9 protein-coding genes are annotated in these 12,376 nt (G+C 70.9%); 5 read left to right on the plus strand and 4 right to left on the minus strand.

Annotation, left to right across the window (positions count from 1 at the left end):
- Nucleotides 1-1,391: ammonium transporter (locus AC3EGR_RS23570; RefSeq protein ID WP_488548972.1), on the plus strand; the 1,391-nt coding region annotated here is incomplete at its 5' end.
- A gap of 97 nt (nucleotides 1,392-1,488) precedes the next feature.
- Here AC3EGR_RS23570 and AC3EGR_RS23575 read toward each other — a convergent pair.
- From AC3EGR_RS23575 to gltS, 3 genes are all read right to left on the minus strand, one after another.
- Complete coding sequence (locus tag AC3EGR_RS23575; protein WP_488548973.1) at nucleotides 1,489-4,578, minus strand: hypothetical protein; 3,090 nt, start codon at nucleotides 4,576-4,578, stop codon at nucleotides 1,489-1,491.
- 262 nt (nucleotides 4,579-4,840) lie between these two features.
- Entirely contained in the window at nucleotides 4,841-6,340 is a 1,500-nt protein-coding gene (locus AC3EGR_RS23580) for a TAXI family TRAP transporter solute-binding subunit (RefSeq protein ID WP_488548974.1), read from the minus strand.
- A 1-nt stretch (nucleotide 6,341) separates the two neighbouring features.
- Nucleotides 6,342-7,535, minus strand: coding sequence for a sodium/glutamate symporter (gene gltS / locus AC3EGR_RS23585; RefSeq protein WP_488548975.1), 1,194 nt, complete (start codon nucleotides 7,533-7,535; stop codon nucleotides 6,342-6,344).
- A 124-nt stretch (nucleotides 7,536-7,659) separates the two neighbouring features.
- On the opposite strand from gltS, the gene AC3EGR_RS23590 reads away from it, so the two are divergent.
- From AC3EGR_RS23590 to glcF, 4 genes are all read left to right on the plus strand, one after another.
- A complete protein-coding gene (locus tag AC3EGR_RS23590) occupies nucleotides 7,660-8,475 on the plus strand; it encodes an aldose epimerase family protein (RefSeq protein ID WP_488548976.1) in 816 nt (271 codons plus the stop codon).
- Nucleotides 8,472-9,395 (plus strand): SMP-30/gluconolactonase/LRE family protein, encoded by a 924-nt coding sequence (locus AC3EGR_RS23595; RefSeq protein ID WP_488548977.1) that lies wholly within the window; start codon nucleotides 8,472-8,474, stop codon nucleotides 9,393-9,395. The genes AC3EGR_RS23590 and AC3EGR_RS23595 overlap by 4 nt, the downstream gene beginning before the upstream one ends.
- 64 nt (nucleotides 9,396-9,459) lie before the next feature.
- Entirely contained in the window at nucleotides 9,460-10,542 is a 1,083-nt protein-coding gene (gene glcE, locus AC3EGR_RS23600; protein WP_488548978.1) for a glycolate oxidase subunit GlcE, read from the plus strand.
- Complete coding sequence (gene glcF / locus AC3EGR_RS23605; protein ID WP_488548979.1) at nucleotides 10,542-11,768, plus strand: glycolate oxidase subunit GlcF; 1,227 nt, start codon at nucleotides 10,542-10,544, stop codon at nucleotides 11,766-11,768. Before glcE ends, glcF begins: the two co-directional genes overlap by 1 nt.
- Before the next feature lie 118 nt (nucleotides 11,769-11,886).
- Here the strand turns inward: glcF and AC3EGR_RS23610 are convergent, their stop codons facing one another.
- A complete protein-coding gene (locus AC3EGR_RS23610) occupies nucleotides 11,887-12,372 on the minus strand; it encodes a glutathione peroxidase (protein ID WP_488548980.1) in 486 nt (161 codons plus the stop codon).
- Between the last annotated feature and the right edge of the window lie 4 nt (nucleotides 12,373-12,376).

The raw sequence follows: 12,376 nt of genomic DNA on the forward strand, positions 1-12,376 counted from the left end.
CGGCTCCTGCGGCCGCGGCCGCTCCGGCGGCTGCCACCGCTGCCGCGGCTCCCGCCGCCGCCACCGCGGCGCCGGCCCCCACGCCGAACAAGGGCGACACCGCCTGGATGACGGTGGCCACCGTGCTGGTGCTGCTGATGATCGTGCCCGGCCTGGCGCTGTTCTACGGCGGCCTGGTCCGCAGCAAGAACATGCTGTCGGTGCTGATGCAGGTCATGGTGGTCGCGTGCATGATCTTCGTGCTGTGGGCCATCTACGGCTACAGCGTGGCGTTCACGGCGGCGAACCCGTTCATGGGCGGCTTCAGCAAGATCTTCCTCTCGGGGATCACGCCGGACTCCGTGGCGGCGACCTTCAGCAAGGGCGTGGTGATCCCGGAGTTGAGCTTCGTGGCCTTCCAGGCAACCTTCGCGGCCATCACCTGCGCGCTGATCGTCGGCTCCTTCGCCGAGCGCATCAAGTTCTCCGCGGTGCTGCTGTTCTGCGCGATCTGGTTCACCTTCGCCTACCTGCCGATCGCCCACATGGTCTGGTACTGGGACGGCCCGGACGCGATCACCGACGCCAAGTCGCTCGACACCGTGACGGCCGCAGGCGGCTGGCTGTGGGCCAAGGGCGCCCTGGACTTCGCGGGCGGCACCGTGGTGCACATCAACGCCGGTGTCGCCGGCCTGGTGGGCGCCTACCTGGTGGGCAAGCGCATCGGCTACGGCAAGGAATCGCTCACGCCGCACAGCCTGACCCTCACGATGGTCGGTGCCGCGCTGCTGTGGGTGGGCTGGTTCGGCTTCAACGCCGGCTCCAACCTGGAAGCCACCGGCACCGCTGCCCTGGCCTTTGCCAACACGCTGTTCGCCACCGCGGCCGCGACCCTCGCCTGGATCGCCGGTGAGGCGCTGACCAAGGGCAAGGCCTCCATGCTGGGTGCGGCCTCCGGCGCCGTTGCCGGCCTGGTGGCCATCACCCCCGCCTGCGGCTTCGTCGGCGTGATGGGCTCCCTCGTCATCGGCGGGCTGGCCGGCTTCATCTGCCTGTGGGGCGTCAACGGCCTCAAGCGCCTGCTGGGCGCCGACGACGCGCTGGACGTGTTCGGCGTCCACGGCGTGGGCGGCATCCTGGGCGCGCTGCTGACCGGCGTGTTCGCCTCGCCTTCGCTGGGCGGCACGGGTGTCTACGACTACGTGGCCAACAAGGTGAACCCCGACTACTCGATCGGCAGCCAGGTCTGGATCCAGTTCCAGGGCGTGCTGACCACCATCGTCTGGTCCGGCGTGGTGGCCTTGATCGCCTACAAGGTCGTCAACCTGCTGATCGGCCTGCGCGTGTCCGAAGAGGACGAGCGCGAGGGCCTGGACATCACCAGCCACGGCGAGACCGCCTACAACCGCTGATTCAGGAGGCAAGCGGCGCCTGCCAGGCACGGCGGACGCCGCGCGAGCAGCAAGGATCTCCTTTGGATGTTGGGCCCGCTCGCGCGGGCCCTTTTTTTTATGAGCCGAACAGGAAGTCGTCGCCCGTGATGGTCGCCGGCTGGTCGAAGCTCTCGAACAGGGTGATCTGGCCGCGGTCGGACGTGATGGTCGTCTGGAAGTCGTCGTTGACGATCGTGAGGTCGGCCAGCGTGAGGCCGCTGCCGCGCAGGTCGATCCGGTCGACCCCGTCCTCGAAGTCGAAAATCGTGTCGCCGGAGAAGCTGCCCTCCGTGTTCCAGCGCTGCGTGCCGGTGTAGACGAAGAGGTCCTGCGCCAGGTCCGCCCCGAAGCCGCCGCTCATCTGGTCGTCGGCGGCGCCGCTCACCAGCCGGTCGGCGCCCGTGCCGCCGTTCAGGGTCGACCCCACCGCGCCTGCGTTCAGCACGTCGTCTCCCGCGTCGCCGTTCAGCGTGTTGTCGAAGTTGCCGAAGGACGTGTCGCTGCCGAACAGGATGTCGTTGCCGGCCCCTCCGTCCGCGGTCCCGCCGCCGTCGCTGTTCGCGAGGGTGAGCGTGTCGCTGCCATCGTCGCCGAAGAGGTTGTCGAAGCCGCCGGGGCCGCCGTCGATGAAGTCGTCCCCCGCCCCGCCGTGGACCTCGTCGTTGCCGCCGAGCGCGAACACCTGGTCGTTGCCGCCGGCGGCAAAGATGCGGTCGTCGCCTTCGGTTCCGGAGATCACGTCGTTGCCGTTGCTGCCGGCGATGACGAAATCGGTGCCGGTGAAGTCGTCGACGGTGAAGTTGTGGCTGCCCTGGAAGCGCACTACGAAGTCACTGGCGTTCAGCACGCCATCGTCGTTGCTGTCGGCGATGAGGTAGGTGCTGCCGCCGCGCTGCGCATATCCGAGTTGCGTCACGCCATCACCGGCCCCCGGTAACGCAGCGCCGGCGTTCGGGTTGATGCCCAGGTTGCCGATGAAGGCGAAGCTGTCGCCGCGCAGGCGCAGCACGTCCCCGCCGGCTGCGCCTGCACCCTGGAAATCGGTGACGACGTCCTGGGCCGCCAGCACCGAGTCGGGCTGGAAGCTGCCTGCGTTGAAATTGAACTGGTCGACGCCGCTTCCGCCCGTGACGGTGTCCGTGCCTTCCTCGCCCTCGAGTTCGTCGTCGCCGGCGCCGCCATTGAGCTGGTCGTTGCCGAAGCCCCCGAAGATCTCGTCATTGCCGGCATCGCCGTTGAGGGTGTCGTCCCCGTCGCCGCCGAAGAGCACGTCATTGTCGTTGCCGCCGCTGAGAACGTCGCTGCCGTCGTCGCCGTCGAGCGTGTCGTTGCCATCCCCGCCGCGCACCACGTCGTTGCCCGCTCCGCCGGCCAGCACGGTGTCGCGGCCGGCGCCGCCATCGATGACGTCGTTGCCGTCGCCGCCGGTGATGCGGTCGATGCCGTCGTTGCCGTTCAGGGCGTCGTTGCCGGCACCTCCGCTGAGCACGTCGTTGCCCAGGCCGCCGCTCACCGTATCCCCCCCGGCGCCGCCGCTCAGGTTGTCGTCTCCGGCGCCGCCGTTGATGGTGTCGCCGCCGTCGCCGCCGTCGACGCGGTCATTGCCGCCATTTCCGTTGATCGTGTCGTTGCCGCCGAGGCCGAAGATCGTGTCGTTTCCTTCGGTTCCGTTGAGGGTGTCCGCAGCGGCAGTGCCTGCGATGACGAAGCTGGTGTCTCCGCTGTCATTGGTCAGCCGGAAGTCCGTCTGCACCAGGTTGTGAAGCCCGTCCAGCCGAACCGAGAAGTCGCTGGACTGGAAGACGCCGTCGTCGTTCGAGTCGGCGAAGATGATGGTGTCGCCCGCGGCGAACGCGTAGTAGAGCGCGGCCAATCCGTCGTTCGCGGTGCCGATGCCCGCGCCAGGCGCCGGCAGCGGCCGGTTGCCGCCGAAGCTCAGTTGCAGCTGCGGAAAGGATGGCAGGCGCAGCACGATCACGTCACCGCCCGCGACCCCGGCACCCTCGAAGTCCGTCACCCGGTCCTGCACCGCCGACGTGGAGTTGGTGCTGCTGACGTGCCAGGCAAACGAATCGGTGCCGGCACCGCCGGTGAGGACGTCGGCGCCGAGAATGCCCGAGAAGGTGTCGTCGCCGCTGAGGGTATCGTCCCCCGCGCCGCCGACCAACGTGTCGTTGCCGCTGCCGCCGTTGAGCGCGTCATCGCCGTCGCCGCCATCGAGCTGGTCGTTGCCTTCGCCGCCCTGCACGAAGTCGAGGCCGCTGCCGCCTGACACCTGGTCGTCGCCGGATCCGCCGAACACGACGTCGTCTCCGTCCCCGCCGCTGACGAGATCGTTGCCGGCCCCGCCGTCCGCGCTGTCGTTGCCCGCGTCGCCGAACACCTGGTCGTTGCCATCGCCCCCCAGCAGGGCGATGTCGCCGGGAAAGTCGCCCTGGTCGTCTCCATCGCCACCATGGACGACGTCGTCGCCGCTGCCGCCGTCGACGCGGTCCGCACCCCCCAGCGCGTTCACGACGTCGTTGCCGCCCAGGGCCAGAATCTCCTCGCCGGCCGCCGTGCCATTGATGGTGTCATTGCCGTTCGTGCCCGCGATCACGAACCGCGTGTCGCCGAAATCCGAGGCGATGAGGTTCTGCCGGCCGCTCAGGCGCAGGGTGAAGTCGTCCGCGTCGTAGATGCCGTTGTCGTTGGTGTCGCCGAAGACCGTCGTGCTGGATCCCGAGACGGTATGGAAAATGGCCGCGACGCCATCGCCGGCGACGCCGAGGGTCGCGCCCAGGGCCGTCGCGGCGCGCGCGCCGCCGAAACTCAGGCGCGGACCCGTCACGAAGAAGGAGGGGCGCAGCACGAGGTTGTCGCCGCCGGCCACGCCGGCACCCTGGAAGTCGCGCACGAGGTCCAGCGTCCCGATCGTCGAGTCGCCGTCGAACACCGAGAACTCGAAGTTGTCGTTGCCGGCGCCGCCGGTCAGCGTGTCGGCGCCCTTGCCGGTGAAGAAGCCGAAGCTGTCTCCCTGCAAGCTGTCGTTGTCCGCGCCGCCGTCGATCTGGTCGGCGCCGCCGGCGCCGTTCAGGACGTCGTCGCCGCCGAGCCCGGTGATGGTGTCGTTCTCCTCGGTGCCGAACAAGAAGTCGGCGCCGGGTGTGCCCGTGATGACTGCCATGCTTGTCTCCTGGTAGGGTGGAAAAGACGACGGCACCGGGGGTCTGCTCCTGCGAGTCCCCGGATGCGAGGTCCGCCAGCGCGGTGCCTCGGAGCGCAGTGTGGCGGTTGGCGGCGGATCGAAAAGCGACGGTTTATTCCATCGCACCGCTCCTGCTTCGGGAGCACGGGAGCGAGCGTGTCCAAGCGCTTGGCGCCGAAGAGCAGGTTTCTGTGCGCAAGGATCACCCTTGCTGGACAAGGGGGAACCCCGTCCCGGCGCGTCAGCGCGCGGCGCTCGCTGGTGGCACTGCGGCCGGCGCGGAGGCGGGAGCCAAGGCCCGCGCCGCCGCTGTGTGCAGTGGCACGGTGAGTCCCTGGCGGGCGGTGGCCTCGGAGACCTGCAGGCCCTGGGCGCTGCCCGCCGCGGCGAAGTCGCGGCCTTTCTGGAACACGAAGCGCGTCAGGTGCCCCACCTCCGTCTCCGACAGTTCCGCGCTCGCGAGCAGCAGGGCCGCCGTGGCGACGGTCCGCACCTCGCGCGGCTGCGTGGGGTAGCTGCCCGCCGGGATCGTGTGCGCGAACAGGCCGCGGCGTGCGGCTGCGAGCTGCGCGATTGCCCGGTCGTTCAGCGGCAGCAACTTCAGAGGCACTTCGGCAAGCGCGTCCCGCACGCTGTCCGCCGGCACGCCGATCACCTGCAACACGGCATCGAGCTCGCGCCGGCCCAGCGCGACCATCGCATCGGCCAGGGCCAGCTCGCGCGGCTGGAAATCGCGCAGGGACATGCCGTGCGCCTCCAGCACCCGCAGCACCGTCGTGCGCGAGGCGGCGCCGGGCACGCCGATGGCAATGCGGCGGCCGCGCAGGTCCGAGAGGCTGGCGAAGGGCGCGTCGGAGCGCGCCAGCACGTGCACCGCTTCCGGGTAGAGGCTGCCGATGGCGCGCAGCGCCGGTGCCGGCCCGCGCTGCTGGAAGGGGCCGCTGCCTTCGTAGGCAGCCAGCGCGGCGTCGGCCTGTGCCAGCGCCAGCTGCACCCGGCCCTCGCGCAGCAGGTCCAGGTTTTCCTCGCCGCCACGCGTGACCAGTGGAACCACGCGTTCGGGGCCCGCTTGCGCGAGGGCGCGCGCGAAGCGCAGGTACTGGCCATGCTCGGGCCCGGCGGCGATCGCGTAGCCCGAATTCGCGCGCGCGAGCCGCGCGCGGATGGCCGCCTGCGCGGCGGTCAGCTCCTCCTGCACGACGGCCAGGGAAGCGGGCGCCGTCTCCTTGGGGATCGACTCGATCACCTTTCGCATCTCGTCCAGCATGGCAGCGGGGCCGGAGGGCATGTTGGTCGCGTACGCGGGCGCCTGCGCCGGACGGAAGCCGCCGCCGGCCACCGCCACCCATCGTTCGCCTTCGCGCTTGTACAGCGCGGTGCCGTGCGCCACCACGACGTCGCCGGCCTTGTTGCCGCCGGACGCGATGCCGCTCACGCCCTTCGGTCCCGCGCCCAGCGCCGACACCAGGCCGGCCACGCCCGGGGCGTCCCAGGCGCCGAAGTCCATGTCGCGTGCCAGGCGCAGTTCGGCATCGAAATAGACGATGCGGCGGGTCTCGCCGGGCGGGCCCTTGCGGTCCCGCTGCGAGCCGCGGCGCGTCAGTTCCTGCACCACGAGCGCGCCCCCGGGAAGCGCCTGGGCAATCCGCGCCTCGACATCGCTGCGCAGCGCCTGGGTGTCCGGTTCGGCGCCACAGGCGGCCAGCATCAGCACCATGGTGACGAGCAGCAGGCGCGCCATCTCAGCCCCCGCCCATGAACGGCAGCGACAGCGTCAGCGTCAGCAGGAAGGCGTTCATCAGGTCGATGAAGAAGGCGCCGGCCAGCGGCACGATGAGATAGCTCTGCGGCGCCGGCCCGTAGCGCGAGGTGATCGCCTGCATGTTGGCCATGGCCGTCGCGGTGGATCCCATGGAAAAGCCGATGAAGGCGGCGCAGGTCACGGCTGCCTCGTAGTCCCTGCCCATGAAGCGAAAACAGACGACGAGCGCGTACAGGACGATGACCAGGACCTGCAGCGCGAGGATCAGCAGCAGCGGGCCGGCTGCGAGCGCCACCTCCACCAGGTCCAGCGCCATCATGGTCATCACCAGGAAGAGCGACAGGCAGACACCGGCGATGAGGTCCGAAGCACGGTCGTCGAAGCGCAGGCCGACGAAGGGCCCGAGGTTGCGGATCGCGACGCCCAGCAACATGCACCACAGGAAGGCCGGCACGGTGATGGCGCCGCCGGAGAAGCGCGACGCGAGCCACTGGCCGGCGAGCACGGCCGCCAGCATCCCCGCCAGCGCGCCCACCACGCCGACGCTGGTCACCTTCTCCGGCTCGACCCGGTCCCCCTCGGCCGCGGCGTCCTGCGCCGCTTCCGAGCGCAGGCCGTTGCGCGTGATCAGGTACTGCGCCACGGGGCCGGCGATGATGCCCCCGATGATCAGGCCCAGCGTCGCCACGGTCATGGACAGGTCCATCACCGACTGCAGGTTGTTCACGTCGGCGAAGCGCTCCGCGTACGCGGCGCCCGTGCCGTGCCCGCCCACCAGCGTGATGGAGCCCGAGACGAGCCCGAAGATGGGATGCAGGTCCAGCCCCAGCGCGCCGGCGACGCCCACCGCGTTCTGCACCAGGATGTAGGGGAAAAGGACGACCAGGAAGATCGCCAGCGCCTTGCCGCCGCGCCCCAGCAGGCGCAGGTCGGCGCCCATGCCGACGCCGGCGAAGAACAACAGGAGCAGCAGCGGCTTGAGGGTCTGGTCGATGGCCACGTGGCCGCCGCCGGCGCTGGCAACGACCGAGGCCACGACGGCGAACAGCAGTCCGCCGGTGATCGGGTCGGGGATGTTGTAGCGCGCCAGCAGGCCGATGCGCCGGTTCAGCAGGGTGCCAACGAGCAGCACCAACAGGGCAGCCAGCAGCGAGATCTGGGGGTCCAGGCGCATCGTTCGGGTTCCTCCGGTCCCGCGGGCATTCTGGACAGCCGCGGCACGGTCGGGCAACTTGGACCTTGGGCCAAGGACGCGCCCTGCCGTGCACAATGGAAAGGCAGGACCAGGAGACAAGCCCATGATCGAACTGCGGGCCGGCAGGCTGCGCTGTGAACTCGCGCCCGAGCAAGGCGGTGCCGTCACCGGGCTGTGGCGTGACGGCCAGGCCATGCTGTCCGGAGACGGTGTCCGCCCGCTCGTGCCTTTTTCCAACCGCATCGGGCATGCCGAGGTGGTCTGGCGCGGCACCCAGCAGCCACTGGTGCGGCACGCGGGCGACCCGCCGCTGTCGATCCAGGGGCTGGCCTGGCAGCGGCCATGGTCCGTGCTCGATGGCGACGACAGCTACGCCATGCTGGCTTACGAGCACCGTTCGGCCGCCTCCTGGCCGTTCGCCTTCGACTGCTCGCACACCGTGCGGCTGCGGCCTTCCGGCCTGGAATTGACGCTGGCGCTGACCAACCAGTCGCGACAGGCGGCGCCGGCCGGGCTCGGCTGGCGCATCGCGCTGCCGCGGTGGAAAGGCGCACGCGTGGACGCCCGCGCAACGGCGCACTGCGTGTTCGATGCCGACTTCCTGCCGGCGCACCGCAGCGCCGACGCGGGGCTGGCCGGCGCGATCGACCACATCCCCGCGCAGCTTTGCTTCGAAGGCTGGGACGGCGCGCTCGCGGTGGGTGGCGGTCCCGCGCGCCTGGCGCTGCGCTCCGGGCTCACGCGCCTGTGCGTGGCGCTGCAGGACGACGGCCTGCTGCTCGTGCCGGCCAGCCACTCGCCCAACGCCGTGCACCTCTATGCCTCGGGGGCGTCCGCGGCCGACCTCGGCGTGGCGCTGCTGCAGCCGGGTGAATCGCTGCTCGCCGAGGTGGCGATCGCGCTGGAGGACCCCGCATGAATTGGGAGCTCGCCGTGGCCGGGCCCGACGGCGTGGGCGAGTCACCGTTCTGGCATCCACGGGAGCAGCGCCTGTACTGGGTCGACATCCCGGGCCGCCGGGTGCGCCGCTGGCATCCGGCCGGCGGCACGCAGGAGGCCTGGTCCTTGCCGCAGGAGCCCGGCTGCATCGCGCCGGCGGCCGGCGGCGGACTGGTGCTCGCCTTGCGCGACGGCGTCTACCGCGCGCGGGGCTGGGCCGGCGCGCTGGAGCCCATCGTGCGCTTCCAGCATGGCGCCACCACGCGCTTCAACGACGGCAAGGCCGACCCGGCCGGGCGCTTCTGGGCCGGCACCTATTACGAACCAAAGGACGCGCGCAAGGCCGATCTCTACAGCGTGGACTGCCGCCCGGACAACGGCGAGCGCGGCAAGCCGATCGTGCAACTGAAGGCGCACAACGCGACCAGCGCCAACGGCCTGGCGTGGTCTCCGGACCAGCACACGCTCTACTGGAGCGACACGGCGGCCCATACGATCCATGCCTGGGACTGGGAGGCACGCGCCAACGTGATGCGCAGGCACCGCGTGTTCCGGCGCTTTGCCGACAAGCCCGCCGGCTGGAAGCCGGGGCAGCCCGGTTACGAAGGCCGGCCGGACGGCGCCGCCGTCGACGCGGAAGGCTGCTACTGGGTGGCGATGTTCGAAGGCGGGCGCGTGCTGCGCCTGTCGCCGGGCGGCGAGGTGCTGGCCGCCTTCGAGGTGCCGCTGCGCTGCCCCACCATGCCCTGCTTCGGCGGCCGGGACGGACGCAGCCTGTACCTCACCAGCGCGCGCCAGGGGCGGCCGGCGGAGGAACTCGCCGCCTTCCCGCACTCCGGCTGCGTTCTTGCCGCGCGGGTGGAGGTTCCGGGCCTGCCCGCCAATTTCTTCATCGACTGAGCGCAAATCATTTCAAGCCCGGTGCGGCGGGATGCCGCGCCGGCGCGCCGTAACATCGCCGCCCATGGAAGCCCTGATCGCCGAAGTCCAGGACCGCGTCCGCGTCGCCGCCGCCGCGGGTACGCCGCTGCGCATCCGCGGCGGCGGCAGCAAGGACTTCTACGGGGAGCGGCTGGAAGGCGAGCCGCTGGACACGCGGTCGCTGTCCGGCATCGTCAGCTACGAGCCCAGCGAGCTGGTGGTGACGGTGCGCGCGGGCACGCCGCTGGCGGACCTGGAACAGGTGCTGGCCGCCAGCGGCCAGTGCCTGCCGTTCGAGCCGCCGCATTTCGCGCCGGGCGCCACCGTGGGTGGCATGGTGGCCGCCGGGCTGGCGGGCCCGGCGCGTGCGAGCGCCGGGTCCGTGCGGGATTTCGTGCTGGGCGTGCAGATGGTCAACGGGCGCGGCGAGTCACTTGTCTTCGGCGGCCAGGTGATGAAGAACGTGGCGGGCTACGACGTGTCGCGCCTCATGGCCGGCGCCCTCGGCACGCTGGGGCTCCTCACCGAAGTGAGCCTGAAGGTGCTGCCGGTCCCGACGGCGGAAGCCAGCTTGCGCTTCCGGCTGTCTCAGGCCGAGGCCCTGCAGCGCCTGAACGCCTGGGGCGGGCAGCCCTTGCCGCTCAATGCGAGCTGCTGGCTGGAGGAAGAGGGCGCCGGCACGCTGTACCTGCGCCTGCGCGGCGCCGGGGCCGCCGTCGAATCCGCCTGCCGTGTGCTGGGTGGCGAACGCCTGGAGGATGCCGCCGCGCTGTGGGCCGCCTTGCGCGAGCAGAGCCTGCCCTGGTTCGCTGCCGGCGCGGGGCGGGAGCTCTGGCGCCTGTCGGTGCCGCAGACTGCGCCGGTGCTGGAACTGCCCGAGCCGCCGCTCGTCGAGTGGCATGGCGGCCAGCGCTGGGTGGGCGCTTCCGCCGACGATGCTGCCCGCCTGCGGGAGGCCGCGGTGCGAGCAGGCGGTCACGCAACCCTGTTCCGCACTTCGCGCACCGATGCCTCGCGCCGCTTCACGCCGCTCGCCCCTGCCCTTGCCGCGCTCCACCAACGACTGAAACAGCAGTTCGACCCCGCGGGCATCTTCAACCGCGGCCGGCTGTACCCGGACTCCTGATGCAGACATCTCTTTCCCCGGAATTCCTGGGCACGCCCGAAGGCGAGGAGGCCGAAGCCATCCTGCGCAAGTGCGTGCACTGCGGCTTCTGCACCGCGACCTGCCCGACCTACCAGGTGCTGGGCGACGAGCTCGACGGACCGCGGGGCCGCATCTACCTCATGAAGCAGGTGCTCGAAGGCGCGCAGCCCACGCGCAAGACGCAGCTGCACCTGGACCGCTGCCTGACCTGCCGTAACTGCGAGAGCACCTGCCCGAGCGGCGTGGACTACGGGCGCCTGGTGGACATCGGCCGCGACATCGTCGATCGCAAGGTGCCGCGCGGCGCACCGTCGCGGGCCTTGCGCTGGAGCCTGGGCGCGGGGCTGACGTCGCCGCTGTTCGCTCCGGCCATGAAGCTGGGCCAGGCGATGCGCGGGCTGCTGCCGGGTCGACTGCGCGAGAAGGTGCCCGCGAAGCAGGACGCGGGGAACTGGCCCACGCGCGGGCATGCGCGCAAGGTGCTGCTGCTCGCCGGCTGCGTGCAGCCGGCCATGATGCCCAACATCAACAGCGCCACGGCGCGCGTGCTCGATGCGGCCGGCATCCAGGCGGTGGTCGCGCCGCAGGCGGGTTGCTGCGGCGCGCTGAAGTTCCACCTGAACGAGCAGGACGCCGGCCGCGAACAGATGCGCCGCAACATCGACGCCTGGTGGCCGTCCGTGGAGCGCGGCGAAGTCGAGGCGATCGTGATGAACGCCTCGGGCTGCGGCGTGACCGTGCGCGAGTACGGGCACTACCTGCAGCACGACACTGCCTACGCGCAGAAGGCCCGGCGCATAGCCGCCCTCACGCGTGACCTGAGCGAGCTGCTGCCGGACCTCGTGCCGGCGCTGCGGGACAAGGTGAAGGCGCGGCCCGGCACCTTCGCCTACCACCCGCCGTGCACCTTGCAGCACGGGCAGAAGCTGCGCGGTGGCGTCGAGCAGGGCCTGTCCGCCCTGGGCTTCACGGTGCGCGTCGCGCTGAACGAATCGCACCTGTGCTGCGGCTCGGCCGGCACCTATTCCGTGCTGCACCCGGACATCGCGCACACCTTGCGCGACCGCAAGCTGGGACACCTGGACGCGCTGCAGCCGCAGGCGATCCTGTCGGCGAACATCGGGTGCATCCAGCACTTGCAAGGCGGGACGGCGTTGCCGGTGAGGCACTGGGTGGAACTGCTGGACGAGGCGCTGGCGGGGTAAAGGGGTGGTGCGTGGCTGGCGTGGGCGCAGGGCGCCCGCCCGGTTCGCGCAGGGTGGCGGCGCAAAGCGCAGCGCACGCCGCGGCCGGCGAGGGGACGCGAACCCCAGCAATGGGCGCTCAGGCCGCCAGCGCCGCCTCGATGTCCTTCGCCAGCTTCTGCGGCGCGTCCTGTGGCGCATAGCGCTTGAGGACGTGGCCGTCCTTGCCCACCAGAAACTTCGTGAAGTTCCACTTGATCGCCTTGGAGCCGAGCAGCCCCGGCGCTTCGGCGGTGAGCCAGCGATAGAGCGGATGCGCCTCGGCGCCGTTGACATCCGTCTTCTGCATCATCGGGAAGCTCACGCCGTAGTTCACCTGGCAGAAGCTTGCGATCTCCTCGTTGCTGCCCGGGTCCTGGTGGCCGAACTGGTTGCAGGGAAACCCCAGCACCACCAGTCCGCGCTCGCCGTAGCGGCGATGCAGTTCCTCCAGGCCGGCGAATTGCGGCGTGAAGCCGCAGGCGCTGGCGGTGTTGACGATCAGCAAGGGCTTGCCGCGGAACTGCGACAGGGGCACGGGCTGCCCGCCCATGCGCTGCGCTTCGAAGTCGTAGACGCTGGCCATGCGG

This window comes from Ramlibacter sp. G4-7 (genome assembly GCF_057784995.1).

Excerpts from the sequence above, each read along its gene's own strand:
- AC3EGR_RS23595 (WP_488548977.1), top strand. The coding sequence starts at position 8,472 with ATGAATTGGGAGCTCGCCGTGGCCGGGCCCGACGGCGTGGGCGAGTCA.
- glcF (WP_488548979.1), top strand. The coding sequence starts at position 10,542 with ATGCAGACATCTCTTTCCCCGGAATTCCTGGGCACGCCCGAAGGCGAG.
- AC3EGR_RS23590 (WP_488548976.1), top strand. The coding sequence starts at position 7,660 with ATGATCGAACTGCGGGCCGGCAGGCTGCGCTGTGAACTCGCGCCCGAG.
- gltS (WP_488548975.1), bottom strand. The coding sequence starts at position 7,535 with ATGCGCCTGGACCCCCAGATCTCGCTGCTGGCTGCCCTGTTGGTGCTG.
- AC3EGR_RS23575 (WP_488548973.1), bottom strand. The coding sequence starts at position 4,578 with ATGGCAGTCATCACGGGCACACCCGGCGCCGACTTCTTGTTCGGCACC.
- AC3EGR_RS23610 (WP_488548980.1), bottom strand. The coding sequence starts at position 12,372 with ATGGCCAGCGTCTACGACTTCGAAGCGCAGCGCATGGGCGGGCAGCCC.
- glcE (WP_488548978.1), top strand. The coding sequence starts at position 9,460 with ATGGAAGCCCTGATCGCCGAAGTCCAGGACCGCGTCCGCGTCGCCGCC.
- AC3EGR_RS23580 (WP_488548974.1), bottom strand. The coding sequence starts at position 6,340 with ATGGCGCGCCTGCTGCTCGTCACCATGGTGCTGATGCTGGCCGCCTGT.